Source organism: Bacillus sp. JZ105 (assembly GCF_053903125.1).
Genome location: NZ_CP096387.1, coordinates 42181 through 67285, shown reverse-complemented (window position 1 = coordinate 67285; position 25105 = coordinate 42181). Strand labels below are relative to the sequence as shown.

Genomic DNA, 25105 nt, shown 5'->3' with positions numbered 1-25105 from the left:
TACGTGAATGAAAAGACGTTTCTTTCTAAGGAGTAGACGGCACATGTCTCGTTTTGTTTCATCCCATATAAAAAACCGACAAAATCAAATGATTTCATCGGCGTTCTTTCATTTTATCAAGATGATATAGAGTTATTAGACCTAATGTTCCATTTGACGGGCTAAGAAGCCAGCTGCCGTTTCTGCCGCTTTATGCTCCACTTCTCCCATTGAACGCTCTTTAGAAAATAAGACGACGGCGCCAATTGGATCTCCGTTCGCAACAATAGGTGCAATGGTATAAGCAGATACGTCATCATCAATACCATCGACAAGTTGAATTTCTTTTTTATTTTCTTCTAACACAGAATTACGCTGATCCATTGTTCGTTCAAGTAAATCACTGATGGATTTGTTCAAGTACTCTTTTTTCGAACTGCCGGATACAGCAATATACGTATCTCGATCACAGATCAGGATGGAATGACCCAGACTGTCGAATAATGCATCAGCATATTCCTTCGCAAAGTCTCCTAGCTCACTAATCGGCGAATACTTCTTCAAAATCACTTCTCCATCGCGGTCGACGAAAATCTCAAGCGGATCTCCTTCCCGGATGCGCAATGTTCTGCGAATCTCCTTCGGAATAACCACTCTACCTAGATCATCGATGCGGCGTACAATTCCAGTTGCTTTCATTCACTGCTGCCTCTCTTTCGTTTGATGATGTGTTGGGTGAATGGAACAAAAGCGTCCACTTTATGCAACATTCACCACTTGACCCTGAGTTTAGTATCCGTCACATCAAACGTAATATACACGAGAGACAAACAAAATTTTATGAAGATGGAATGGTTTCTTTTTTCACATCTTGAAGGCCTCGAAGCATGTTAAGAACAACCTCAAGCCATTCCTCGGTCTTCTTGCCTTTCGTTTGGACAGAAATAATCAGCTTGCTGCCTTCCATTCCTAACCCGATTTCACGTCCATATTTACTGCCGAGTTCAAATAATTTTTGACCATCGATTTCACTGCTTGCTTTCTCATCAAGAGTCATTCTGACAATGCCTTTCTCCATCTTGATCAGCTCGACACGTTCCTGGACAGCGTACACCTTCATTGTCGCAATCGTAAACAAGTCAGCCACTTCTTGCGGATATTCACCAAATCGGTCGATCATTTCATCCTGAAGCTCCTTACGCTCTTCAATCGATCCAATTGCTCTGAACTGTTTATACATTTCAATCTTTTGCTTGCCATCCGAAATATAAGTGTCTGGGATGTAAGCATCAATTTGCAGATCAATTTCTGGCTCGAACTTATCTTGAGCCGTTGTATCGCCTCTTCTTTCCTCAATGGCTTCTTTCAGCATTTGAGAATAGAGGTCGAATCCAACCGAATCAATGAAGCCATGCTGCTGAGCACCAAGTAAGTTCCCTGCTCCTCGAATTGTTAAATCACGCATCGCAATTTTAAACCCAGATCCGAGCTCTGTGAATTCTTTAATGGCTTGCAGTCTTTTCTCCGCAACTTCAGAAAGAACTTTATCTTTTCGATACGTGAAATAAGCATAAGCGACACGGTTCGAACGCCCGACTCGTCCTCTTAGCTGGTACAGCTGAGAAAGACCCATTTTATCGGCATCGTGGACGATGAGCGTGTTCACATTTGGAATATCGACTCCCGTTTCAATGATGGTGGTACTGACCAATACATCTGATTCACCTTCAAGGAAATTGATCATCACTGATTCCAGCTCGTTCTCACTCATTTTCCCGTGCGCATAACTGACTTTTGCGTCTGGGACTAGCAAGGAGATTTCGTCTGCTTTTCGTTCAATATCCTCAACACGGTTATAAAGGAAGTACACTTGACCGCCGCGTGCTAATTCTCGCTCTATCGCTTCTCTGACTAGAGCGCCATTGTACTCAACCACATAGGTTTGAACAGGGAAACGGTTTTCAGGCGGTGTTTCAATCACTGATAAATCCCGTACGCCAAGCATGGACATATGAAGCGTACGCGGAATTGGCGTAGCCGTTAATGTCAGTACGTCGATATTGGCTTTCATCTGCTTAATTTTCTCTTTGTGCGTCACACCAAAACGCTGTTCCTCATCAATGATCAACAGTCCTAAATCCTTGTAGACGATGTCTTTTGAAAGAAGACGGTGTGTGCCGATAACCATATCAATCGTTCCGTTTTTCAGCCCTTTTAACGTTTCAGTTGTTTCTTTTCTTGTACGGAAACGGCTCAGCTGCGCAATTTTGACAGGGTAGTCTTGGAATCGGTCCATGATTGTGTCAAAATGCTGCTGTGCTAAGATGGTTGTCGGAACAAGCAAGGCTACCTGCTTCCCGTCAGCAATCGCTTTGAAGGCCGCACGAATAGCCACCTCCGTTTTTCCGTAACCCACATCTCCACAAAGCAGACGGTCCATTGGACGTTCCCGCTCCATATCTTGTTTAATTTCATGAATCGAGCGGATTTGATCATCTGTTTCCTGGTAAGGGAACGCAGATTCAAACTGACGCTGCATCTCATGATCAGGCGAGAAGGCATATCCTTTGCTTGCCTCGCGTTCTGCGTACAATTTAATCAGATCATCTGCAATGTCCTGTACAGATGTTTCAACTTTTTTCTTCACGCGTTTCCAATCGCTGCCGCCAAGTTTGTACAGCTTTGGTTCTTTACCTTCTGATCCTACATATTTCTGCACCTGATCAATTTGTTCAACCGGTACATAAAGCTTGTCGCTTCCTTGATAATGAATATTTAAATAATCTTTATGAATGCCGCCGATTTCCAGCGTTTCAATTCCTAAATATTTACCGATCCCGTGGTTAATGTGCACCACATAATCGCCGACTTGAAGCTCTGAATAGCTCTTGATTCGCTCTGCATTGGTCAGCTTTTGCTTACGCGCCTGCTTTTTCACACGTTTCTTGAAGAGTTCACCTTCTGTGATCACAGCAATTTTTGATAACGGCAGTTCAAAGCCTGTTTGCAGCTCACCTTGTAAAATATACACCTGTCCGCTCACAAGCTCAGCATCCGGTTTAGCAAGAGCAGCTTCAATGTCATAATCATGCAGAACAGACGACAACTTTTCTGTCCGCTCTTCATCAGCACCTAAGAAGACAACCGTATATTGCTGTTTTTTATAGCGTTCAATTTCACTCGCCAGCACATTCATCTGTCCGTGGAAATTCTGCATTTGCTTACTAGATACATTGACGATATTTTGCGGATTTGTCTGCTGGACATGTCTCAGGAACAAAGAGTAGTACAGAATGGATCTCGATTGCTGATTGATCAGTTCTTGGAACGGGAAAGATAGAGATAAATCATGAAGAATATTGCCTTCTTCAAGCAGACTAATTGTCCAATCGGCTTCTTCCTGTTCAAGCTGTTCTTCCATCTCCTGAATTCTGCTGATTTCATCTAAAATAATAATCGTATCCTGCGATGTGTAATCTAGCAAACTAGCAGGCTTTTCATAGAAATAGGACAGGTACTTCGTCATTTCCTGTGTCACGATGCCTTCTAGCAGCTTCTCGCGATCAGCAGAAATATTTTGATGAAGCAGCTCTTTTTGCTGATCTGAGTTGAATTTCTTTAAGCTCTTTGCCAGTCCTTGATCAAGCTGTTCAATGGCTCTCACTCGTTCAGGACCTCTCACAATTAACTCTTTTGCAGGACCTATTTTGATTTCTTGGAGGGTTTCTAATGAACGCTGTGTATCCGAATGAAACGTCCGAATCGAGTCTACTTCTGTATCAAACAGTTCAATACGGATTGGATGATCTTCCGTTAACGCATAGATGTCGATAATTCCTCCGCGCACACTAAAATCTCCGGGCGCAGCAACCATCGACGTCCGGTCATAACCAATTTGTACGAGTTGTTTTGAAAACGCCTCCAAATCAATTTCTTCACCGATCTTTAAATGGATCTGACTCTCCTTCCAGAGCTCAACTGGCGGAAGCATCCTGCGCACCGCAGCAGCGGGAGTGACGATAATGGGATTTTCTCCATTCGCAAGCCGGTTCAGGACATCTAAACGCTGTGCTCTCAGCTCAGGGCTTGCCACTGCAATTTCTGAAGCGATAAGTTCATTGACAGGATAAAGAAGAACCGAGCGATCCGGCATCACACTTGCTAGATCATCGGTTACCTTCTGTGCCTGATATAAATTGTGAGTCACAATAAACATTGGCCGCTTCAGTTCGTCTGATATCGCGGCTGTAAATAAAGATCTGACGGAGCCTGATAGTCCGGCAAGCAGCTGTTCTTTTAACCCTTCCTTTAGCCCATTAAAAATGGACTGAAAATCATCACTTTGTTTGATAAATGATTGTATGTTTTTCATTTGGCTCCTCCTCCCTGTATGTTTAAAACAGAAAAACGCTTTGGTCTAATATCTACACCAAAGCTTTTTTATTGAATAAAAGTATGATACTGATGGTAATCAGGATTTCTTTCGAGCGCCTCTTGGCAATCCTCACAAATGGTTTGTACATGTAAATCACCATTTTCCCTATAAGAAATCATATCGTTTCTTTCCTCATTTGTTAAGTGATGAAATCCAAGTGCTTCACTTTGGACAGCGGATTCATCTAGACTGCCAACCTTTACACCACAGTGGCGGCAGTAATAATGCAAAGCCATACGTGATCCTCCCATGCTGAGATTTTATGATCAGTATGTGCTTCGCTTATCATTCTTATACCTTCTTGTTAAAATCATTCATCACTTCTAAAAACGGCTTATTTAAAGCCGCTTCACAAGCCTCGACAGACGATTGAATGGCTGAGGCGATGTCAGGCTGTTCTTCTTCTGAGAAACGCCCTAGTACGTAATCAACGACCTTCATGCCGTTTTGAGGACGTCCAATGCCGATACGGAATCGGTCAAATTCAGGTGAACCTAAATGCTGAATCAATGATTTGATTCCATTATGCCCGCCTGCACTTCCTTTTGTACGTAAGCGAATCCGGCCAGTTGGCAAATCAAGATCATCATAAATCACTTTCAAATGTTCAAGGGGAATATCGTAATAGTCCATCAGCGGACGCACACATTCTCCTGATAAGTTCATATATGTAAGCGGCTTTACAAGTAGAACCTTTTGCCCCGAAACAAACCCAGTTCCAAATTGTCCATGGAATTTTGATTGATTTAAAGGAATGTCCCATTTTTTCGATAATTCATCTATTGTCATAAACCCGACATTATGTCTTGTTTTTTCATATTCTTTTCCTGGATTGCCTAATCCAACGAATGCAATCATGAAACCAATAACCTCCTTTGTCACACAGCACACGCCTAAAAAATGAGCCAATCAGATTGCCTCATGTAAAAACGTATGAATTCTTTTCATTCTAGCACAAAAGACGCAACCGCGGGAGGGTTACGTCTTTAAATGACCAGTTATTCTCCATCGTCATCCTTTTCTTTAATAGCCTCAGGCTCTTGCGGCTCTTCTTCGCTATCTGGCTCAGGAACCTCTGATTGCTGAGGCGGCAGAATGGAGGCAACGACTTCTTCTGGATCGTTATTGATTTGATAAGATGACTGAACAGGCAGATCAGCAACTGTTAAGACATCATTGACTTCTAAGTTTGTGATATCAGCTTCAATATTCTGCGGGATATCTTTTGGTTTCGCTGTAACAGATAGTTCAAATAGTGGCTGCTGAAGCACACCGCCATCTTTTACCCCTTTAGACTCGCCAATCAGCTGTATTGGTACATCCGCGTCAATTTCACGCTGTAAGTCAACAACTTGGAAGTCAGCATGGACAAGTTCGTTTTTCAGCGGATCTGTTTGTAATTCTGTCACCATCACAGATTTCGTTTCACCACCTACGTCTAAGGTGATGATTGTATTCTTCCCTTCATCACGTAAGGTTTTTAATAAATCGATACTGTCTAATGAAACAGCCAGGCTGTCTGTATTTTTTCCGTATATGACACCAGGAACGTGTCCTGAATGACGGATTTTTTGCAGTGTGGAACGTTTGAAATCAGTTCTTTTATTTGCTTTTAAAGTTGCCATATTCAGCACCATCCTATTTCTTTTTTGTCACTACTCTCATAATTACCCATAACCGAATCATTTTAAACCTATTTGCCGTGAATGATGATAGCAAAAAGACCCCAAGCTTGATGCCTAGGGCCTTTTTTAATCAGAAAATTAGCTGAAAAGATAGCTCACAGATTCTTCTTCATGTACACGGATGATGGCTTCTGCAAGCAAAGGCCCAACTGAAAGCGGAATGAATTTTCCAACTTTCTTGTCATCAGTTAATTGAATACTGTTTGTCACAACTAATTCTTTAATTTTAGAGTTTGTGATACGTTCTACTGCTGGTCCAGACAATACTGGGTGCGTACAGCAAGCATAGACTTCAGCTGCTCCATTTTCGACTAGCGCATTTGCTGCAAGTGTAATAGTACCAGCTGTATCAATGATATCATCAATTAGAATCGCCGTTTTGCCTTCAATGTTACCAATAATGTTCATGACTTCAGCAACGTTTGGCTTTGGACGGCGTTTGTCGATAATTGCGATTGGCGCTTTCAGGCGGTCTGCCATTTTACGCGCACGTGTCACACCACCGTGGTCAGGAGACACAACAACGATATCATTCAAGTTCTTCTGTTCGAAATAGTTTGTTAAGATTGGCACAGCCATTAGGTTATCGATTGGAATATCAAAGAAACCTTGGATTTGCGGCGCATGAAGATCAAGCGCAATCACACGTGTAGCACCTGCTGTTTCAAGCAAGTTTGCAAAAAGCTTCGCAGTGATTGGCTCACGAGGTTTTGCCTTACGATCTTGACGTGCATATCCATAATAAGGGATCACAATATTGACAGTTTTCGCAGAAGCGCGTTTTAGCGCATCCACCATAATGAGCAATTCCATAATATGCTCATTGACTGGCGCACTTGTTGATTGAATGACATAACAATCACAGCCGCGGATACTTTCTTCAATATTGATTTGGACTTCACCGTCACTAAAACGTTTAACAGAGCTTTTTCCTACATCAACTCCGATACGATCGGCAATTTCTTTGGCAAGTTCAGGGTTTGAATTCAAAGAGAATATCTTTAAATTCGCATCAGCATAACGATTAGACATGGTATGGTAAACCTCCGGGTATTTGGATTATTTTTTATGAATATTTTTCACATAATCTTCTTTATTGACTTGTCTTGCTCTAGCAATAGACAATGCATCTTGCGGTACATCTTCTGTAACCGTTGAACCGGCTGCAACATATGCCCCTTTTCCGACAGTGACTGGTGCAACGAGATTTGAATTACAGCCAATAAATGCGCCGTCTTCAATCTTCGTTAAGAATTTGTTTTTCCCATCATAGTTGACTGTAATAGAACCACAGCCAAGGTTTACATCAGTTCCGACCTCTGCGTCTCCAATGTAGCTTAGATGAGATGCTTTGCTGCGGTCTCCGAAAACTGTTTTCTTGATTTCGACAAAATTTCCAATTTTTACTTCGTCGCCAATTTTCGACAACGGGCGAATATGAGCAAACGGTCCAATTGTCACATCAACTCCAACCTCACTATCGCAGACGACAGATTGCTTAATGACTGTTCGATCTCCGATGATGCTGTCAACAATTTCAGTGTTTGGCCCAATAGTGGCGTCTGCACCGATTTTTACATTCCCTTTGATGACCGTCCCAGGATAAATAACTGTATCCTCGCCGATGACAGCATCTGGCGAAATATACGTGTTCTCAGGATCAATCAAGGTCACACCATTCTTCATATGCTGATGATTAATACGTCGCTTCATGAATTGCTCTGCTTGTGATAGAGCGATACGATCGTTAACTCCAAGTGTTTCTTCAAAATGCGGTGTTTGATAAGCTGCAACTGTCTGCCCTTCATTTTTTAGAATTTCAATAACGTCTGGCAAGTAGTATTCACCTTGTGCATTTTCATTCGACACTTGCTCAATCACACGGAAGAGATCTTCATTTGAAAAGCAATAAGTCCCTGTATTAATTTCATTCACTTGACGCTCTGCATCGTTCGCATCTTTATGCTCCACAATTTTCACGACAGCACCTGTTTCATCACGAATAATACGGCCATAGCCTGTCGGATCATCCGCATGTGCTGTTAAAATAGTGACTTTCGCTTGATGTTTTTGATGCTCGCTTAACATGGCTTCCATTGTTTCCGCTGTCAATAATGGCGTATCACCACAAATGACAATGGTTGTTCCCTTTTCCTGCGCGAGGAACGACTTTGCTTGTTTGACGGCATGGGCTGTTCCCAGCTGTTCTTCTTGAAGTGCATACTCACTTCTGTCTCCAAGCTGCTCTTTCACGTCCTCTGCACCATGACCGACAATCGTCACCAGCTTGGCTAAAGAAAGCTTTAACGCTTCATCTGCCACATGCTCGACCATTGGCTTTCCGCAAACTGGATGAAGTACTTTATATAGCTTTGACTTCATTCTCGTTCCTTTTCCCGCTGCTAAAATCACTGCGAACCGCTTATCCATTGATTGGCCTCCAATATCCCTATTATCCATAGAAAAATATATCCTAAATAAAGACTGATTTCAAGGATACATAAGGAAGTACAATAATTTTCTAACAAATGAAAGACTTAAGAAACAAGAGAAAGAACGCAAAAAAGACAACATTTAAAAGAAAACATTCATTTTCTCTTAAAGCTGTCTTTTTAGGTTCACATATGATTAAGAAGCTCCAGCTTCTTCATATTCAATTGTTTCTTCCTCTTCGCCTAAGCGATGATATTCATTTAATACAGCATCTTGGATTTTACCCCGAGTGCTTGAATTAATTGGATGTGCAATATCGCGAAACTCTCCATCAGGCGTGCGTTTGCTAGGCATTGCTACAAACAACCCATTGTTTCCATCAATCACACGAATATCATGAACAACAAATTCGTGGTCCAGCGTGATGGATGCAATCGCCCTCATGCGACCATCGGTATTCACGCGGCGTAATCTTACGTCAGTAACTTCCACAGTAGTTCACCACCTTTTCCCAATATAAAAGCATTACTTAGGTATTCAACGATCGTGGTGATTCTCCTGCTCTTTTTTTAAACTTTTTTTGAAATATCGGGATATTTATACATTATTTGTCATATTCGTGACGGCGCTTACATTCTCAGCATAAAAAAAGACATCATGATGATGTCTTTCCCTGCATATGATGAAACCAAACGGCTTTCATTGAGAGTGCCTGTTTATTTAACTAATGCAACTACTTCTATTTCTACAAGCGCATCCTTTGGAAGTCTTGCCACTTCCACGCATGAACGAGCTGGCTTATGTGTATGGAAATACTCACCGTACACTTCATTCACTTCAGCGAATTGTTCCATATCTTTAATGAAAACAGTTGCTTTCACGACTGTTTCAAAGGAAGCACCTGCTGCTTCAAGTACAGCCTCAAGATTACGGAATACTTGATGTGTTTGTTCTTTAATATCTCCATTGACAAAATCTCCAGCTGGGGTTAATGGAATTTGCCCTGAGCTGTAAAACATGTTATTGACAATTATTCCTTGAGAGTAAGGTCCAATGGCTGCTGGTGCATGTTTGGTTTGAACAACTTTTGTCATATCAATCTCTCCCATTCAAATACATGTTTAATCAAAGCTTACGCTTTCGAATGAAAAAACTCGTGGAAATTGCCTTCATTGATCTCAATGATTTTTTGCTTCATATCAATGGTAGAAAGCTTTAACAACGAGACATATTCATCGACAAGACGTTCATCTACGCCTTCATCTTCTAAAAGAACACCGATCCCTGCAACATTTGCATTAAATTCCTCAAGCAAATTCATCATGCCGTTAATGGTTCCGCCCGCTTTCATAAAGTCATCAATGATCAACACATTGGAGCCTTTATCTAAGCTTCGCTTTGCAAGGGACATGGTTTGAATTCGGTTAGAAGAACCTGACGCATAATTAATACTGACAGTTGATCCTTCCGTTACCTTATTATCTTTTCTAACGATCACAACAGGCACATTTAAATAACCCGCAACAGAATAGGCAATCGGAATACCTTTTGTCGCAACGGTCATGACGACATCAATCGCACGGTCCGCAAAGATGGTCGCAAACAGCTTACCGATTTTCGCAAGTATCGATGGATTGCCTAAAACATCGGTTAAATATAAATAACCGCCAGGAAGTACACGTTCAGGAGTTGATAATGCCTCTCCGATATCGTTTACTACGTCATCTGCTTCTTTTAGGTGAATTTTAGGAATATATTTCACTCCGCCAGCAGCGCCAGGTACAGTAAGCAATGTGCCTATTCCCTGCTGTTCGAAGGTCTGTTTGATAATCGTTAAGTCTTCACTAATGGAGGACTTCGCAGATTGATATCGCTCTGCAAAAAAAGTTAACGGTACTAGTACGTGCGGGTGGGTTAACAAATAATTTGTTAAGTCCACCAATCTGCCGCTTCGACGAAACTTCATGAACTTACCCCCAGAACCCGAATAATTTATGAATAATATAACTTAATATACGGATTTAATCAAGGGCATTTTGTTCGCCGATCATGCGGACAGCGTATACTTGATCACAAAATCCTCTCAGTCCGTTATATATTCTTTGTACCTTCGATTCATATTGAATCAAGCCAAATACAGTTGGGCCGCTTCCACTCATTAATACAGCATCAGCACCGAAACGCTTCATCTGTCTTTTGATCATATCTACTTCTGGATACATCTTTAATGTCACAGACTCCAGAACGTTACCGAGAGAGCCGCACATCTCTTTATAATCTTTCGCTTCAATGGCTTCAATCATACGCTGTACATTTGGGTGTTCTACTTTGCTTGCGTCATATTGTCTATAAACTTCAGCTGTAGATACCCCAATCACCGGCTTCGCTAAAATCACCCAGCAATGCGGCGGTGTCGCGATATGCTTCAGTTTTTCTCCACGTCCTGTCGCTAGTGCTGTGCCTCCGTGTACACAAAAAGACACATCTGAGCCGATCTCCGCTCCAAGCTCAGCCAGTTCATCTAACGTGAGATTTAACTTCCACAAACGGTTTAAACCGCGAAGCGCTGCTGCAGCATCACTGCTGCCTCCAGCTAAACCTGCTGCAACAGGTATTGCTTTTGTGATGACAATCGATACTCCTTTTTGAATACCGAACCTTGTTTTGAGTAATTTAGCCGCCTGATAAGCCAAGTTACGCTGATCATCTGGCACAAATCGATTATGAGATGATACACGGATTTCGTCTTTGTCCAGCTCCGTCAGCTCAAGTCGATCTGCAAGGTCTATTGTTGTCATCACCATCTCTACTTCATGATATCCATCCGGTCTTTTTCCATGAACATCAAGTGAGAGATTAATTTTTGCCGGTGCTTTTTCTAAAATACGCAAACATTTCACCTACTTCTCCATCTAAACATAAGTATCAATATTGTATCACATTTGATGGGTCTGATGAATATTGGCTTTTGCGCCCAGCACACTGACTTTTTCAACAAAAAAAGCCAGAGACACCTGAGGTATCCCTGACCATTTTTCTATCGTTGATTCTCATCCTGAGCCATGTGCTGCTGAGCTAATTCGATGGCACGTTTGACCATATTACCTGCGTCACGCGCACGAATTTCTCCCCAGCCTCCATTTTTGACGGTATCATAAAATCCAAGATCCTTCGCCAGCTCGTATTTGAACTCATCTGACATAATGCCTCGGCGTCTACCCAAACGAAACAGCCCCTTTAGTCGAGAATTCGAATCAGTGCCACTGCTTTTGTGGCTTTCTTATTTTGTATCGAATCCTTTCTTTTACCCCTTTCAAAAAATGGACAGACTCCCATTCAGAAAAAAGGCAAAACAAAAAGCAGTAAACAAGAAGTTCACTGCCCATTAATAGGCGACTGAGCTAGCGGCATCATCGAACGTTAATTCGACCGTCTCAGTCAGTATATCTGCATAACTGTAAGAAACTCTTTCAAACGAATTCTCATCTTGATCTAATTGAATCACAAATACAGAAGGGTACGTTTCAGCTAAAATGCCCGAACGCTCAATTGTTTTACGGCGGCCTCCGTTAGCCTTTAACGTCAAACGTTTACCTAAGTTACCATCAAGCGATCTTTTGATGTCGGACAAAGTCTTCGCCATTGCATCCACCTCACTGAGATAATTATACAACAACGGCCCATTTTTGTCAAATAAAAATTAAATTATATCAACCAACACGAGCCATTGTCAACAAAATAATTTTGACAAACTTCTACCTTTTCTCCTCCCTATTTTTCTCAAATTCCGGTGAATTATGTATCCATTTGAAGTTTCTTTTTACACAATAAAAAAACCAGACTGAAAATCAGTCGGGTTATGTCGATTCATGGTCTCTTTTATATGGCATACCTACCCTTAAAACGCCCTTCGTCTCGATGCCTCCGAGACCTTTTTCTCTTGTTAATGTATTACGAAGCACATCCCATACGTTGATTCGATCTACAAATGGAGTGAAGCTGATCTTCGCAACGATATAGACGGGATCGAGTGCATGGATGTTCACACGTGAAGGTGAGCTTGCAAAATTGGCACCTGCTTGGATCAATGATTCGAAATGAGATTGGCAGGCGCCTGCAAAGATCACAAGCTGATCTAAATGAGGAATTTTCTTTCTTGCTTTTTGAACCGTCTCAACGAAATGACGAGAATGGCGGTAAGCACCAATATCATTTACGCCGCCCTTTTGCTTGGAATAGGCATCATGCCCTGTAATGACCAAAATATCAGGCCGATATTGATCAAGTAACGAATCGATCACGCTTGGCATTTTCTTCTCATGGCAATGCACTCCATATACAGGCACACCAATTCGTTCATATACATCTAAGCATTTCTTTAAGTATGAAGCATCTCCATCTAAATGAAGGACCTTTCCAGGCATGTGAAAATACTGCTCCTGATGCTGATATTGTCCAGAAGTATAATACTCTTGTTTTTCACGCAGCAGCTGATAATCCTGTCTTAGTAAGTCGAGCGATTCGTTAATTTTCCGTTCGTCGTTCTTCTCCCTTGTCAGCTGCTCCTCTTTTTGAATCAAGACGAGATCCGACATCTTAGCATCAGCAATCAGCCTTACTTCATTCCCATGCAATATGGCAGTGGCTTCGTGCTGATCTGTCTCATCAATTCGTATGATTCGAAACATAATATCCATTTGATAGGATGCCCTCGTCACCATATCTCCTATTTGAAATTGCATGCTGTTCACTCCACAATCAGGCTCATATCCTGTTGGTATCGTCTTGCACTACACATGATCGTCTTTCATATATGCTGTTCTTTCTAGCCTATGCCCGAACAGTTGAAGTGGTGAAAAACAAAAGAAAAAAGCCCTTACGAAAGGGCTTTTTGTAAAACATTCGACAAACGGGCAAATTCCTCAATGGATAATGATTCTCCGCGGCGCTTTCCATCAATATCTGCTGTTTGAAGTGCTTCTTCGATAATGACTTTATGTTTTTTTCCATCGGGTAGATTGTTCATCAAATTATTCATCAATGTTTTCCGGCGCTGGCCAAAGCTCGCTCGAATCAATTGAAAGAAAAACGCATCATTTTCTACTGAGACAGCAGGCGTTTCACGAACAGTCAGCTTAATCACAGCCGAATCGACATTTGGCTGAGGAACAAAAACCGTTTTAGGCACAACCATCACCGTTTTTGCTTCCGTATAAAATTGAACTGCAATAGACAGTGAATTGTATTCCTTAGATGAAGGGGCAGCTGCCATACGATCTGCTACTTCTTTTTGCAGCATGACCACAATCCCTTTCAATGGAAGGTTTTCTTCAAGCAATTTCATAATAATCGGGGTTGTCACGTAATATGGAAGGTTGGCTACGACCATCACTTCTTTACAGTCAGCAAAATTTTCCTCGATGACCTTTCTCACATCCGCCTTTAATACATCTTGATGAATGATCGTGACATTATCATATGGAGAAAGCGTATCGTTTAAAATAGGCAATAAACGCTGATCGATTTCAAAAGCGGTGACTTTCTTTGCACGTTTAGCAAGCTGCTCTGTCAATGCGCCGATACCAGGTCCAATTTCAATGACGCCGGTCTCATCTGTAACCTCCGCGTGATCGACAATGCGATCTAAAATATTTGTATCAATTAAGAAGTTCTGCCCTAAGCTCTTTTTAAAAGAGAAACCGTACTTCTTCAGTATTTCCTTCGTTCTGACGGGTGTCGCAATATCTTTATTCATCTGCTTCCTCCTGCATGACGGTCTTTAAGGCCGCAATAAAATCATGTTTGGTTATTTGGAACATGTGAAGGCGCTTTTGCAGCTGCTTCGCATTGGTATATCCTATATTTAAAAGCACTCCTAGTCGTTCGCGGCGGCGTTTCGATGCTTCGCCTCCGATAAGGCCTGCGTCAAATAAGTCGTCTAATGTAATGTCACTTTCCGATTCTTCCATTTCTTCATGGACATGGGCAAGACATTCCCGAATACTGTCCAAGGAAGCATGCTCGACACCAATTCCTTTATCCCGCTTCGCCTTCGCAAGATGCTTTGGCAAAAAAGCGTGCTTACAGCCAGGAACCGCCTCTGCGATGGTTTTACGGATCTTCTCACCAGGAAAATCAGGATCTGTTAAAATAATGACCCCTCTCGTCTCCTGAGCAAGACGCACTTGTTGAATAACTGTATCGCCAATGGCGGATCCGTTTGTTTCGATCGTATCTGCATCAACCGCCATCTTCACTCTGGCAGTGTCATCACGACCCTCCACCACAATGATTTCTTTGATTTTCATGTATTCCTCCGCTTGCAAAAACAATCTACATTTTTTGGTTAAAAAAACGAAACCTTTCATGCTGCTTTTGCGTCTAATTAATTAGAAAACAGTGCTTCTATTATAACCAAAAAAACAGAGGGTGCGCAAAGCCCTCTGTTCATATAAATGATTTGATGTGTTTATTTGAGTACTCTAATCTTCACTCGTTTATTTCCCCATTGATAAGCTGCCGACTTACTTGGGACGAACACATCAATTTTATTCCCTTTTATAGCAGATCCAGTGTCTGATGCAACGGCATATCCATAGCCTTCCACATACACTTTTGAGCCCAGCGGAATGACACTCGGATCAACTGCTATGACCTTTGCACCCGGATTTGCTTTTAAATTAAAGCCTGTAGACGTTCTGCCCGTACATCCAGCACAGCTCGCTGTATAGGCTGTTGACGCCACATAAAATTCTTTTCCTGACGATTCATTGCTTCGTGAAACCGCAGGGGACGCTGCAGGCTCCTTTTTGGCCACTTGTGTACCAATAGCCACTAAACGGTCCTTACTATCTTTTTCGGTCACTTCTTTAATCAATTCTTTAGACACCACTTTGCCGTTTTCTTTCACAATGGCATAGTGCTTCTTCAATTTACCTTCTTCACCTTTTTTAAGTACCTTCTCTTTCCCTTTTTCAAGAGAATGATCCTTTTTATGTTTGGTATCAAAAGCAATTTTCTCTTCCACTACATCGGTGACTTTTTCCACCCGAGTGATCTTTATATCTGCGCTCTTTTTAGAAAGGTTACTATGTAACGCAGGCTTGATCTTATCGTGCTTCTTGAGCTTCAGCTCTTGTTGCTTTAAAAAGTCAGCGACCGTAGTCGAAGTGGTCCACACTTTTTTATCTTTTCCTCCATCATTTAAGCTGACCTGGAAGGCCTGCTGAACCACAAGATTCATATCCTTTGTTAACTTGTCATTCTTCCCTGGAGTTACTTGATCGTGCTTCCCAATATCTATCTTCTCATTCTTCAATAATGCTCCAACCGTTTGATCTGTTGTCCATATCGTTTTCTCTTTCCCATCTAGGGTCAGATGAACCGGTATAGCCGCATCATACACAATGTTCATGTTGTCTTGAATCTTTGTATTTAGACTTGGAGAGATATGATCCTCCGCCTTGGTCCTTATGCCAAGGTCTGAAAGCAGCTGTGCTACTGTGTCTTCATGTGTACGAATTGTCTTCTCTTTACCATTGATTGAAATGGTAATAGACTGCTTAGTGAGCTCATGCGCACCGTAAGCCGTTCCAGTTCCAGCTAAAAGCAAGCAAACAACTAGTAATAAAACCTTGCCTTTTCCTAGCTTCACAGAAAACAGATTTTTCATTTTTTGTACGATGAAAAACGCCTCCTTCTCCTCGGAGAGATTATATAGAGTATCTCAAAACCTGTCAACCCTTCCACCCACTCTACAAAAATGCTCGATTGTAAACCTATTATGGGAGATTTATGGAAGGAAGGGAAGAAAGACTTATCGACAACTTATCCTATGAGGAGGCGCAAACGTGTAGAACTTTTTCGTTATGTTTCACATTTGGACAAGCTTAAACAAGGATTGACATCATATACTGTCAGTTTATACGGAAAACTTTTTTTGCATTTTTTGTTGTCAATTCAGCAAGCTCTTCAAAGCTGATTTCTCTCAGCTCCGCAATCTGTTCTGCGATATATTTGACATAACTTGGCTCATTACGTTTCCCTCTAAATGGTACTGGCGTTAAGTATGGGCAGTCTGTTTCAATCAAAAGCTTGTCACTCGGTATCTCCTTGACAACTTCCTTTGGCTTTTTGGCATTTTTAAATGTCACGGGTCCACCGAATGAAATATAAAAGTTCATCTCCATACACGCTTTTGCAGTTTCCAGACTGCCAGTAAAGCAGTGCATAATACCTCCAACCTCAGCTGCTCCTTCTTCCTTTAAAATCGTCACGACATCTTCTGTTGCGTCACGATTATGAATAACGATTGGAAGATTCACTTCCTTCGCAAGAGCAATTTGGCGTCTAAAGACTTCCTTTTGCACATCTTTTGGCGACTTGTCCCAATAGTAATCCAGACCCATTTCTCCAATCGCAACCACTTTTTCGTGTTGAGATAAATCTTTGATCCAAGCCAAATCCTCATCTGTCATATCAATAGCATCGACTGGATGCCAGCCGATAGCTGCATATATGAAATCATACTCTTCAATTAATTCCATCGCTCTCGTAATTGTCGGGCGGTCAAACCCTACCACCACGATTTTCTCAACTTTTTCGCTTTTCGCTCTTTCGATCACCTGCTCTAAGTCTTCATTGTATTGTTCTGCATTCAAGTGGGCATGTGTATCAAATAACATGGTTGATTGCTCCTTTCGACAATTCTCCTAAAAAACAAAAGGTGTTCGACGAAATGTTACACGTGGAACACCTTTGTTGATTTATAAAATTTTTGTTCCATTTGCTAGAGATTGATCTACTTCAAGAACCTGCAATTTCCCGCCTGTTTCTCCAGTTAAAATCATTCCCTGGGAAATTTCCCCTCTGAGTTTAACTGGGGTAAGATTCGCTACGCAAACGAGCTTTTTCCCTACTAATTCTTCTGGTTGATAGTGCTTGGCAATCCCAGAGACGATTTGTCTTTTTTCAAATCCAAAATCAAGCTGAAGCTTTAAAAGACGATCCGCTTTTTTCACTGGGGCTGCTTCCAATACCTGTGCAACTCGAAGATCAACTTTTGAGAAATCATCAAATGCAATTTCTGCTCCCAGCTCAGGTAATTCCGTTTCTTCGATTTTCACTTTCTCTTCTTCTACCTTAGGTGCACTTCCCTGCATTTTTCCTTTAATGTAGGCTACTTCTTCTTCCACCTCTAAACGCGGGAACAAAGGCTCTCCTTTTTGTACCGTCGCTTGTTGAATCGCACCAAATGATAGGATACTATCCCAGCTTTTGAGCTTCTCTTCTTCAATTCCAAGCTGGAAGAAGATTTTCTCAGGTGTTTTCGTTAGGAACGGCGTTAAGAGTACTGCAGTGATTCGAAGTGATTCTGCTAAATGATACATAACAGAATGCAATTCTTTTCTTTTTGTTTCATCCTTTGCCAGCACCCATGGAGCTGTTTGATCAATATATTTATTGGTTCTGCTGATTAATGTCCAAACATTTGAAAGAGCCACAGAGAATTCAAGATTTTCCATCGCTTCTTCATAGGCTTTGACTGTTTGTTCAGCTACTGCTTTCAGCTCTTCATCGAACTCATTAACAGGGCCTTTATAGCTGCTTAATGTGCCGTCAAAATATTTTTGGACCATCGCAACTGTACGATTAAGCAAGTTACCTAAATCATTGGCAAGGTCATAGTTTACACGTTCCACGAATCCTTCTGGTGTAAACACACCATCTGCACCAAATGGTACTTCGCGAAGCAGGTAATAACGAAGGGCATCGAGGCCATAGCGATCAATTAATGTGACCGGATCTACCACATTCCCTTTTGATTTAGACATTTTGCCATCTTTCATGAGCAGCCAGCCGTGTGCGAAAATTTGTTTCGGCAGAGGCAGATCTAATGCCATCAACATAATCGGCCAATAAATCGTATGGAAGCGTACAATTTCTTTTCCTACGAGATGTACGTTGGCAGGCCAATATTTTTTATATTTTTCATCTTGATCTGTTCCATAGCCAATCGCAGTTAAATAGTTGAATAACGCATCAATCCATACATAAATGACGTGCTTTGGATTGTTAGGAACTTTAATTCCCCAATCAAAGGTTGTTCTTGATACTGCTAAATCCTCTAAACCTGGTTTAATGAAGTTATTAATCATTTCATTCTTTCTTGATTCAGGCTGAATAAACGATGGATTTTTTTCGTAATAATCGAGCAAACGGTCCGCATACTTACTCATACGGAAGAAATATGATTCCTCTTTAATTAATTCAACAGGGTGGCCGCTGTCAGGGCTTTTCCCGCCAATGACTTCCCCTTTCTCATTACGCTCAACATCAACAAGCTGTGTTTCCGTATAGAATGTCTCATCAGGAATACTGTACCAGCCCTCATATTGATCTAAATAAATATCGCCTTGATCAAGCAACTTTTGGAAGACTTGCTCAATGATTTTCGTATGTCTTTTTTCTGTTGTACGGATGAAGTCATCATTCGAAATGTCGAGTTTCTTCCATAATGATTTAATGTCTTCAACGACTGGATCTAAATACTCGATCGGTGTGATATTTTGTTCTTCAGCTTTTTGCTGAATTTTTTGTCCGTGCTCATCTGTACCTGTTAAATACATCACATCATAGCCTTGAAGACGTTTATAACGAGCCATAGCATCTCCTGCTACTGTCGTATAAGCATGTCCAATATGTAATTTTCCGCTCGGATAGTAAATAGGTGTTGTCAGATAAAACGTTTTTTTCTTTTCCGGCATGTCGGAACCTCCTGCGTGTGTGTAAATGTCAAAAACTCCCGCCCAATGGACGAGAGCGGTTATCATCATTACATGAAAATGTGTCAGATCAATTCATTCAATTTTGCACTTGTGCTTTCTCTATGATACCATCTTAGCCTTTAAGATCAAGCATATATACATAGAACAAGATGAAATGATCGAAAAAGATGAGTTTTTCGAAAAAAACGACAAACCCGTCGACATTTTGTCGAATATTGTCGTATTAAATCTATTTCCAGATTTACAATTGGCTAAATTAGGGCAAAAGTCTTGTTAATCTGATCTCGTCATTTCTTATATTTTCATAGGAAAAGCCTACAAAATCCTTATACACCAGTAGTTTCAAGGTCTTTTGACTTTAAGAGTCATATTTTACAAACAATAGTAAACAAAATGATTGACGATTTATGGAAACCTTGTTATGCTAGGAATGTAAGGAATTTGTCGAATAATGACGAAGATAATATTATTTTAAGAATAAGAACTTTTTGGGAGGAGAATGAAGATGAAATCTACAGGTATTGTACGTAAAGTTGACGAATTAGGACGCGTGGTGATTCCAATCGAACTTCGCCGTACGCTAGGAATCGCTGAAAAAGACGCTTTGGAAATTTATGTTGATGATGAAAAAATTATCTTAAAAAAATATAAACCAAACATGACTTGCCAAGTAACAGGTGAAGTATCAGACGATAACCTTAAACTTGCTAATGGTAAATTAGTTCTTAGCCGTGAAGGCGCAGAGCAAATCATTAACGAAATTCAAAACCAACTTCAATCACAAAAATAAGGTTCATATAAAAAAGGTTCTTGCACCGTTTGCAAGAACCTTTCTTTATTGTTCAATATGATAAGCATCGTATATCGTGCGCTTTGGTACACCACGTTCGACAGCTGTACGTTTAATGGCTTCCTTCGACGTTAATCCTTCCTCTATGTAATGGATCACATGTTCTTTTTCAGATAAGGACGTCCACCAAGCTTCTTCATTCAGCTCTTCTTCAGCTTGATCATTTCCTTGTACCACAAGACAGAACTCACCTCGAATTTGATTCTCCGCAGCCCATGTCAGCACAGATTCTAAATCCCCGCGAATAAACTCTTCGAATTTTTTCGTCAGTTCTCTCGTAATTGCGATGTTCCGATTCCCCCACACTTCCTTCATTAAAGTCAGCGTTTCTTTTAACCGATGGGGCGCTTCATAGAAAATGATCGTTTCTTGACGTTTCTTCAAGGCTTCAAGCTGCTTTTTCTTTTCTTTTTTTTGACGGTCGAGAAAACCATAAAAGAAAAATGGCTGAGGCGCGATTCCTGATGCAATGAGTGCTGTTAGTGCAGCATTTGCACCAGGTAACGGAATGACATAGCCTCCGATGCTAGTAAAATCTCGAACCACTTCAGCCCCTGGATCTGAAATCGTCGGTAAACCGGCATCACTCACAAGTGCGATACTTTTCCCTTCTTTTAGCCATTCGATTAACTTGTGACCGCTGCTGTCTTTGTTATGCTCATGATAACTGGTTAAGGGTGTATCAATCTCGTATACATGACAAAGCTTTTTCGTTTGCCTTGTATCTTCTGCGGCAATATAGTCTACATCTTTTAATGTTTGTATCGCTCGGAATGTCATATCTTCTAGATTTCCGATCGGGGTTGGGACAAGATAAAGAATACCCATGCCAGATTGACCATCAAAGCTTTTCTGTGTCTTTTTCATGTGCCGCCTCCTTTTCCATTCGCATTTCTTCTATATAAATGTCTTTCTTTTTCCGCGTCCACGTTTTGAAACGATATTCTTGCTGCATGGCTTCTCTTTTGGTTGCAAAACATTCATGATAAATAAGCTCAACCGGCCGTCTCGCTCTTGTATACTTTGCTCCTTTTCCACTATTGTGGGTCATCAGTCTTTTTTGTAAATCATTTGTATAACCCGCATACAGGCTGCCATCTGCACATTTTAATACATAGAAATAATGATTATGCTTCTCCATACAGTATCGTCCTGATTTCATCTGTATACTCCTGATCTTCCCCATAAACAAAAAGAGGCGGGAGAATTTTCAGATCTGGTTTTCCATCTTTTATGCCCTCTACCAAGATAGTATTGGCTTCTTTCCCTTGTTTGGGATAAACAAATTGAATTCGTTTCGGCTCAATTCGGTATTTTTTCATTAATTCAACAATCTCAAGCAGCCGTCCTGGTCGATGAACCATCGCCAGTTTCCCCCCTTGCTTTAGCAGCGTGGAAGAAACACGAATAACATCTTCTAATGTACAATGAATCTCATGCCGTGCAATCGCCAAATATTCATTTTCATTGATTTCATCCTTAGAGGGTGTTTTAAAATATGGCGGGTTACATGTAATCACATCAACTTTATGGTTGCCGTAGCGTTCCGGCATATCATTCAAATCACCATGAATCAATTCAATCTGGTGCGCAAGTTGATTATACTCCACACTTCTTTTTGCCATATCAAACAGCCGTTCTTGAATTTCAACCCCCGTAATCGATGCCTTAGAACGAGTTGAAAGCAGCAATGGCACGATGCCATTTCCGGTACAAAGATCAATGATCTCCCCTTTTTGGATTGGCACATACGCAAATTTAGCTAATAACACTGCGTCCAATGAAAAGGCAAACACAGTTTTACTTTGAATAATCTTCATATCTTCGGCGAGCAGGTAATCTAAACGTTCATCTTCTCTTAACGAAACCATGATGTATCCTTTCTTTTCCTGTGAAAAAGGCTCCCGATTCAGCGGAAGCCTTTTCTCATTTTTTATTTAAAAATGACAGACAGAACAAACAGTCTCCCTCTTTACGAATGCTCCCATAATGTACATTACAAATATGGAAGCCCTCCTGATATAACCGGGCCAGGTTATCATGACCTTCTCCTATATCAGAATGACTTGGCTTCTGGGCAGAATCATTCTCTGCCTCAGACGATTTGTCTCGATCGGACTGATCCAGACGTTCACGCAAGTGCTGATTCTCCATTTGCAGCTGATGATTTTCTTCAATCACTTCACCGATATGATTTTTCAAATCACCTAACTGGCGATAAAGAGAACCGATTTGTTCTTCTAAATTAATCACCGTATCAAATAGTTCCTTTTTATCCAAGGTGGCACACCTCGTTACTCAGTTGTTTGTGCAGATACAACGCCTTCTTGTAATAATTCTTCCCATGTATATTCTATCACTTTTTCTTGCCCGGTTAATTCAACTTGCAAAATTCGTTCTAAAATATTGAGCCCTACTACCTTTGCAGAGCCATTAGATGTCTGAATCGTTTCGCCGATATCCGGTAATTGTTCTTTCGCTGTTTCATACTCATCATTCTCATATTTCAAGCAGCACATCAAACGTCCGCATAGGCCTGAAATTTTTGTCGGATTTAACGACAAGTTTTGATCCTTTGCCATCTTAATAGACACTGGTTCAAAGTCTCCTAAGAATGTCGAACAGCAAAGCATTCGCCCGCAAGGACCAATGCCGCCAAGCATTTTTGCCTCGTCTCTTACACCAATCTGGCGAAGTTCAATTCTCGTTTTGAAGATTGATGCAAGATCCTTCACTAGCTCACGGAAATCAACTCTGCCATCTGCTGTGAAGTAGAAGATGACCTTGTTTCGGTCAAATGTAAATTCAACATCAACCAATTTCATTTCCAACCCATGTTCACTTACTTTCTGAAGACATGTATCAAAGGCTGTCATCGCTGCTTCTTTGTTTTCCTCAACGATGAGCCGGTCACGTTCGTCTGCTACACGAATGACTTTACGCAAAGGGAGAACCACATCGTGTTCATCTACTTTTTTGTTGGCGATGACCACTTGTCCGTACTCAACCCCTCTAACCGTTTCTACAATGACACAACTATCATTTTCTATATGAAATCCATTAGGATCGAAATAATAGATTTTGCCCGCTTTTTTAAAGCGAACACCAATTACGTTGTACAAGCTTATCCCTCCTGCAACATCAACACCAATTGCTCCATCAGCCCTTGGGCATTCACGTTGGATTGAAGTCTCTTTTTCGCTTCTAATACAGCAAGGATCTGGCTGGTCACCATCTGCTGTGTGGAATGCAGCGCATGCTGCTTCATTGTCTGGAATAAGTCTTGATAAATGACTTTATCTTCATTTCCTATTTGAATCGACAATACATCACGATATATAAATAAAAGCATATCCAGACCTGTTTCTTGAAGGTCTTTCTCTTTGAAAAAAGGCATCCATTGATCCTGTATATAAAAAAATGCATGTTCTTTTCGCTGGTGTAAGACTTCATACAATTTTATCACTTTTGCTCTAGACTCTGCAAACTGATCATTTCGACTTAATTCGAGTGCTTCTGCTAAATTATTGGTTAAATTCGACAAAAGCCTTGCGAGATGCTGAGATACGCCTTCTTGTAAAAGCTGCTGCTCCAAGGATTGTGGCTGCAGCGGCTGAAAGCTGAGCATCTGACATCTTGAAATAATCGTATCCAGCATTTTATGCGATTGCTCAGTGATTAAAACCGCCATCGTTTCCCGATTAGGCTCCTCTAGGAACTTCAATAAACTGTTCGCGGCATTGACCGTCATTTTGTCCGCATGAAGAATAATATACATTTTGCGGTGAGATTCTACACCGGCTTTTGTAAATTCCTCCTGCAGTGCCTGCACTTGCGCCTTCTTAATTGATTGGCCATCAGGCTGCACAAGATGTAAATCCGGGTGGTTTCCTGATTCAATCCTTTTGCAGTTTTGACAGGATTCACATGGTTTCACTCCTGATTCCAAACAAAAAAAGCTCTTAGCCAAAAGCATCGCTGCATCCAGTTTTCCGGTTCCTTTTTTTCCTTCAAATAAGTAGGCATGAGTAAGTCGGTTTTTCTCAATACTATTAAAAATCAGCCGCATGACGCGCGGCTGCAAATCATTCATGTCATCCCAGCTAATTGCCATGTTATCACTCTCTATGTGTAAAGGTTAATCAATAAACCTTTTATTTCTCCAATACGTTCAAGCAAATCAATAGATGGTTTCTCTTGATCCATCATTTCCTCGGTTAATTCAACCAGCTTCTCATCTAAGGCTTTGACTAAAGCAAGTGTACGTGTGTTGCCATAAATGTCAAAGCTTCTTGATGTTTCTATATTTAATCCATTATCGACTGTCTCTTTTACAAAGCGCTTCACCAGACCTTTAAACCTAGCCAAATCCTTTAGGTTTCGTGACTTTGCGAGCTTTTTTCCGAACACTTCAATATCACTCAGCATGACCGTCAGCTGTTCTAAGCGCAGTTTGCCGCTTTGCGTCTCCATCGAAGCTTTAAAGGAGGCAGATGTCTGACTTCCTTTCATCGCTTGAAGTTCACGCTTTTCTAAACGCAGCCGCATATCTTGATTAATTTTCACAGCAACCCATCCTTAAAATTGATGAAATTGTTCAACTGGCAGAATAAAAACAGTAGCTCCGCCAACTTCAACCTCAACAGGGTATGGTACGTATGAATCTGCATTTCCGCCCATTGGGGAGACAGGCGCGATCATTTGATCACGTTTACGGCAATTTTCTTTTATAAGCTGTAATGCTTTATCCACCCGGACATCATCACAACCAATAATAAAAGTCGTATTCCCAGACTTTAAAAACCCACCAGTTGAAGCTAATTTTGTCACGCCGAAATGATGTTCAGTCAATATTTTCAACAACTTGCTGCTATCTTGGTCCTGTACAACGGCAACAATTAATTTCATTTGATTGGCCTCCTTTATTTTAGGCACA

28 protein-coding genes are annotated in these 25105 nt (G+C 41.1%); 1 reads left to right on the top strand and 27 read right to left on the bottom strand.

Going from position 1 to position 25105, the window contains the following annotated elements; translation table 11 throughout:
• Positions 1-141 precede the first annotated feature (141 nt).
• From spoVT to metG, 19 genes are all read right to left on the bottom strand, one after another.
• Positions 142-678 carry a stage V sporulation protein T gene (gene spoVT, locus M1D81_RS00350; protein ID WP_024427194.1) on the bottom strand — a complete coding sequence of 179 codons (537 nt, stop codon included), beginning with the start codon at positions 676-678 and terminating at the stop codon, positions 142-144.
• Positions 679-817: 139 nt separating this feature from the next.
• Complete coding sequence (gene mfd, locus M1D81_RS00345) at positions 818-4351, bottom strand: transcription-repair coupling factor (RefSeq protein WP_456265946.1); 3534 nt, start codon at positions 4349-4351, stop codon at positions 818-820.
• Positions 4352-4419: 68 nt separating this feature from the next.
• Complete coding sequence (locus tag M1D81_RS00340) at positions 4420-4650, bottom strand: anti-sigma-F factor Fin family protein (RefSeq protein WP_003217967.1); 231 nt, start codon at positions 4648-4650, stop codon at positions 4420-4422.
• A 55-nt stretch (positions 4651-4705) separates the two neighbouring features.
• A complete protein-coding gene (pth, locus tag M1D81_RS00335) occupies positions 4706-5272 on the bottom strand; it encodes an aminoacyl-tRNA hydrolase (RefSeq protein WP_456265947.1) in 567 nt (188 codons plus the stop codon).
• A gap of 140 nt (positions 5273-5412) precedes the next feature.
• Positions 5413-6039 (bottom strand): 50S ribosomal protein L25/general stress protein Ctc, encoded by a 627-nt coding sequence (locus M1D81_RS00330; RefSeq protein ID WP_426052960.1) that lies wholly within the window; start codon positions 6037-6039, stop codon positions 5413-5415.
• A gap of 138 nt (positions 6040-6177) precedes the next feature.
• Entirely contained in the window at positions 6178-7131 is a 954-nt protein-coding gene (locus M1D81_RS00325; protein ID WP_024425641.1) for a ribose-phosphate diphosphokinase, read from the bottom strand.
• A gap of 27 nt (positions 7132-7158) precedes the next feature.
• The gene (gene glmU, locus M1D81_RS00320; protein ID WP_024425640.1) at positions 7159-8529 is read right to left on the bottom strand and encodes a bifunctional UDP-N-acetylglucosamine diphosphorylase/glucosamine-1-phosphate N-acetyltransferase GlmU; all 1371 of its coding nucleotides are present in this window, start codon (positions 8527-8529) and stop codon (positions 7159-7161) included.
• Between the two features lie 198 nt (positions 8530-8727).
• On the bottom strand, positions 8728-9024 hold the full coding sequence (spoVG, locus tag M1D81_RS00315) for a septation regulator SpoVG (protein WP_008357439.1): 297 nt from the start codon (positions 9022-9024) through the stop codon (positions 8728-8730).
• A 224-nt stretch (positions 9025-9248) separates the two neighbouring features.
• Complete coding sequence (ridA, locus tag M1D81_RS00310) at positions 9249-9626, bottom strand: 2-iminobutanoate/2-iminopropanoate deaminase (RefSeq protein ID WP_024425639.1); 378 nt, start codon at positions 9624-9626, stop codon at positions 9249-9251.
• Between the two features lie 38 nt (positions 9627-9664).
• Complete coding sequence (gene purR, locus M1D81_RS00305; protein ID WP_034624436.1) at positions 9665-10498, bottom strand: pur operon repressor; 834 nt, start codon at positions 10496-10498, stop codon at positions 9665-9667.
• Between the two features lie 55 nt (positions 10499-10553).
• Positions 10554-11423 (bottom strand): 4-(cytidine 5'-diphospho)-2-C-methyl-D-erythritol kinase, encoded by an 870-nt coding sequence (gene ispE, locus M1D81_RS00300; protein ID WP_019743558.1) that lies wholly within the window; start codon positions 11421-11423, stop codon positions 10554-10556.
• Between the two features lie 146 nt (positions 11424-11569).
• A complete protein-coding gene (locus tag M1D81_RS00295) occupies positions 11570-11755 on the bottom strand; it encodes a small, acid-soluble spore protein, alpha/beta type (protein WP_012008653.1) in 186 nt (61 codons plus the stop codon).
• 162 nt (positions 11756-11917) lie between these two features.
• On the bottom strand, positions 11918-12175 hold the full coding sequence (gene veg, locus M1D81_RS00290; RefSeq protein WP_024425637.1) for a biofilm formation stimulator Veg: 258 nt from the start codon (positions 12173-12175) through the stop codon (positions 11918-11920).
• Between the two features lie 214 nt (positions 12176-12389).
• Positions 12390-13274, bottom strand: a complete 885-nt coding sequence (gene yabG, locus M1D81_RS00285) for a sporulation peptidase YabG (protein ID WP_456265948.1) — start codon at positions 13272-13274, stop codon at positions 12390-12392.
• A 134-nt stretch (positions 13275-13408) separates the two neighbouring features.
• Complete coding sequence (gene rsmA / locus M1D81_RS00280; RefSeq protein WP_456265949.1) at positions 13409-14287, bottom strand: 16S rRNA (adenine(1518)-N(6)/adenine(1519)-N(6))-dimethyltransferase RsmA; 879 nt, start codon at positions 14285-14287, stop codon at positions 13409-13411.
• Complete coding sequence (rnmV, locus tag M1D81_RS00275) at positions 14280-14840, bottom strand: ribonuclease M5 (RefSeq protein ID WP_017359323.1); 561 nt, start codon at positions 14838-14840, stop codon at positions 14280-14282. Before rnmV ends, rsmA begins: the two co-directional genes overlap by 8 nt.
• A gap of 161 nt (positions 14841-15001) precedes the next feature.
• Entirely contained in the window at positions 15002-16204 is a 1203-nt protein-coding gene (locus tag M1D81_RS00270) for a ubiquitin-like domain-containing protein (protein WP_456265950.1), read from the bottom strand.
• A gap of 244 nt (positions 16205-16448) precedes the next feature.
• Positions 16449-17216 carry a TatD family hydrolase gene (locus tag M1D81_RS00265; RefSeq protein WP_034624441.1) on the bottom strand — a complete coding sequence of 256 codons (768 nt, stop codon included), beginning with the start codon at positions 17214-17216 and terminating at the stop codon, positions 16449-16451.
• A gap of 81 nt (positions 17217-17297) precedes the next feature.
• Complete coding sequence (metG, locus tag M1D81_RS00260; protein ID WP_456265951.1) at positions 17298-19298, bottom strand: methionine--tRNA ligase; 2001 nt, start codon at positions 19296-19298, stop codon at positions 17298-17300.
• Positions 19299-19818: 520 nt separating this feature from the next.
• On the opposite strand from metG, the gene M1D81_RS00255 reads away from it, so the two are divergent.
• Positions 19819-20109, top strand: coding sequence for an AbrB/MazE/SpoVT family DNA-binding domain-containing protein (locus M1D81_RS00255; protein WP_087975202.1), 291 nt, complete (start codon positions 19819-19821; stop codon positions 20107-20109).
• A 45-nt stretch (positions 20110-20154) separates the two neighbouring features.
• On the opposite strand, the gene rsmI is transcribed toward M1D81_RS00255, so the two are convergent.
• Genes rsmI through M1D81_RS00215 form a run of 8 tightly spaced genes read right to left on the bottom strand, consistent with a single transcriptional unit; the run spans position 20155 to position 25077 of the window.
• The gene (rsmI, locus tag M1D81_RS00250) at positions 20155-21036 is read right to left on the bottom strand and encodes a 16S rRNA (cytidine(1402)-2'-O)-methyltransferase (RefSeq protein WP_024425632.1); all 882 of its coding nucleotides are present in this window, start codon (positions 21034-21036) and stop codon (positions 20155-20157) included.
• Positions 21011-21310, bottom strand: a complete 300-nt coding sequence (locus M1D81_RS00245) for a GIY-YIG nuclease family protein (RefSeq protein ID WP_456265952.1) — start codon at positions 21308-21310, stop codon at positions 21011-21013. The genes rsmI and M1D81_RS00245 overlap by 26 nt, the downstream gene beginning before the upstream one ends.
• On the bottom strand, positions 21297-22040 hold the full coding sequence (locus M1D81_RS00240) for a tRNA1(Val) (adenine(37)-N6)-methyltransferase (protein ID WP_024427205.1): 744 nt from the start codon (positions 22038-22040) through the stop codon (positions 21297-21299). The genes M1D81_RS00245 and M1D81_RS00240 overlap by 14 nt, the downstream gene beginning before the upstream one ends.
• 55 nt (positions 22041-22095) lie before the next feature.
• Positions 22096-22449, bottom strand: a complete 354-nt coding sequence (gene yabA, locus M1D81_RS00235; protein WP_024425629.1) for a DNA replication initiation control protein YabA — start codon at positions 22447-22449, stop codon at positions 22096-22098.
• A 14-nt stretch (positions 22450-22463) separates the two neighbouring features.
• The gene (locus M1D81_RS00230) at positions 22464-23291 is read right to left on the bottom strand and encodes a PSP1 domain-containing protein (protein WP_024425628.1); all 828 of its coding nucleotides are present in this window, start codon (positions 23289-23291) and stop codon (positions 22464-22466) included.
• 2 nt (positions 23292-23293) lie between these two features.
• Positions 23294-24283 carry a DNA polymerase III subunit delta' gene (gene holB, locus M1D81_RS00225; RefSeq protein WP_456265953.1) on the bottom strand — a complete coding sequence of 330 codons (990 nt, stop codon included), beginning with the start codon at positions 24281-24283 and terminating at the stop codon, positions 23294-23296.
• Between the two features lie 11 nt (positions 24284-24294).
• The gene (locus M1D81_RS00220) at positions 24295-24735 is read right to left on the bottom strand and encodes a YaaR family protein (RefSeq protein ID WP_456265954.1); all 441 of its coding nucleotides are present in this window, start codon (positions 24733-24735) and stop codon (positions 24295-24297) included.
• Positions 24736-24747: 12 nt separating this feature from the next.
• Positions 24748-25077, bottom strand: a complete 330-nt coding sequence (locus tag M1D81_RS00215) for a cyclic-di-AMP receptor (RefSeq protein WP_024425625.1) — start codon at positions 25075-25077, stop codon at positions 24748-24750.
• Positions 25078-25105: the final 28 nt, after the last annotated feature.

Bases quoted from the DNA above. Each gene is read 5' to 3' on its own strand.
- spoVT (WP_024427194.1), bottom strand. From the start codon at position 678: ATGAAAGCAACTGGAATTGTACGCCGCATCGATGATCTAGGTAGAGTG.
- mfd (WP_456265946.1), bottom strand. From the start codon at position 4,351: ATGAAAAACATACAATCATTTATCAAACAAAGTGATGATTTTCAGTCC.
- M1D81_RS00340 (WP_003217967.1), bottom strand. From the start codon at position 4,650: ATGGCTTTGCATTATTACTGCCGCCACTGTGGTGTAAAGGTTGGCAGT.
- pth (WP_456265947.1), bottom strand. From the start codon at position 5,272: ATGATTGCATTCGTTGGATTAGGCAATCCAGGAAAAGAATATGAAAAA.
- M1D81_RS00330 (WP_426052960.1), bottom strand. From the start codon at position 6,039: ATGGCAACTTTAAAAGCAAATAAAAGAACTGATTTCAAACGTTCCACA.
- M1D81_RS00325 (WP_024425641.1), bottom strand. From the start codon at position 7,131: ATGTCTAATCGTTATGCTGATGCGAATTTAAAGATATTCTCTTTGAAT.
- glmU (WP_024425640.1), bottom strand. From the start codon at position 8,529: ATGGATAAGCGGTTCGCAGTGATTTTAGCAGCGGGAAAAGGAACGAGA.
- ridA (WP_024425639.1), bottom strand. From the start codon at position 9,626: ATGACAAAAGTTGTTCAAACCAAACATGCACCAGCAGCCATTGGACCT.
- purR (WP_034624436.1), bottom strand. From the start codon at position 10,498: ATGAAGTTTCGTCGAAGCGGCAGATTGGTGGACTTAACAAATTATTTG.
- veg (WP_024425637.1), bottom strand. From the start codon at position 12,175: ATGGCGAAGACTTTGTCCGACATCAAAAGATCGCTTGATGGTAACTTA.
- yabG (WP_456265948.1), bottom strand. From the start codon at position 13,274: ATGCAATTTCAAATAGGAGATATGGTGACGAGGGCATCCTATCAAATG.
- rsmA (WP_456265949.1), bottom strand. From the start codon at position 14,287: ATGAATAAAGATATTGCGACACCCGTCAGAACGAAGGAAATACTGAAG.
- rnmV (WP_017359323.1), bottom strand. From the start codon at position 14,840: ATGAAAATCAAAGAAATCATTGTGGTGGAGGGTCGTGATGACACTGCC.
- M1D81_RS00270 (WP_456265950.1), bottom strand. From the start codon at position 16,204: ATGAAAAATCTGTTTTCTGTGAAGCTAGGAAAAGGCAAGGTTTTATTA.
- M1D81_RS00265 (WP_034624441.1), bottom strand. From the start codon at position 17,216: ATGTTATTTGATACACATGCCCACTTGAATGCAGAACAATACAATGAA.
- metG (WP_456265951.1), bottom strand. From the start codon at position 19,298: ATGCCGGAAAAGAAAAAAACGTTTTATCTGACAACACCTATTTACTAT.
- M1D81_RS00255 (WP_087975202.1), top strand. From the start codon at position 19,819: ATGAAGATGAAATCTACAGGTATTGTACGTAAAGTTGACGAATTAGGA.
- rsmI (WP_024425632.1), bottom strand. From the start codon at position 21,036: ATGAAAAAGACACAGAAAAGCTTTGATGGTCAATCTGGCATGGGTATT.
- M1D81_RS00245 (WP_456265952.1), bottom strand. From the start codon at position 21,310: ATGGAGAAGCATAATCATTATTTCTATGTATTAAAATGTGCAGATGGC.
- M1D81_RS00240 (WP_024427205.1), bottom strand. From the start codon at position 22,040: ATGGTTTCGTTAAGAGAAGATGAACGTTTAGATTACCTGCTCGCCGAA.
- holB (WP_456265953.1), bottom strand. From the start codon at position 24,283: ATGGCAATTAGCTGGGATGACATGAATGATTTGCAGCCGCGCGTCATG.
- M1D81_RS00215 (WP_024425625.1), bottom strand. From the start codon at position 25,077: ATGAAATTAATTGTTGCCGTTGTACAGGACCAAGATAGCAGCAAGTTG.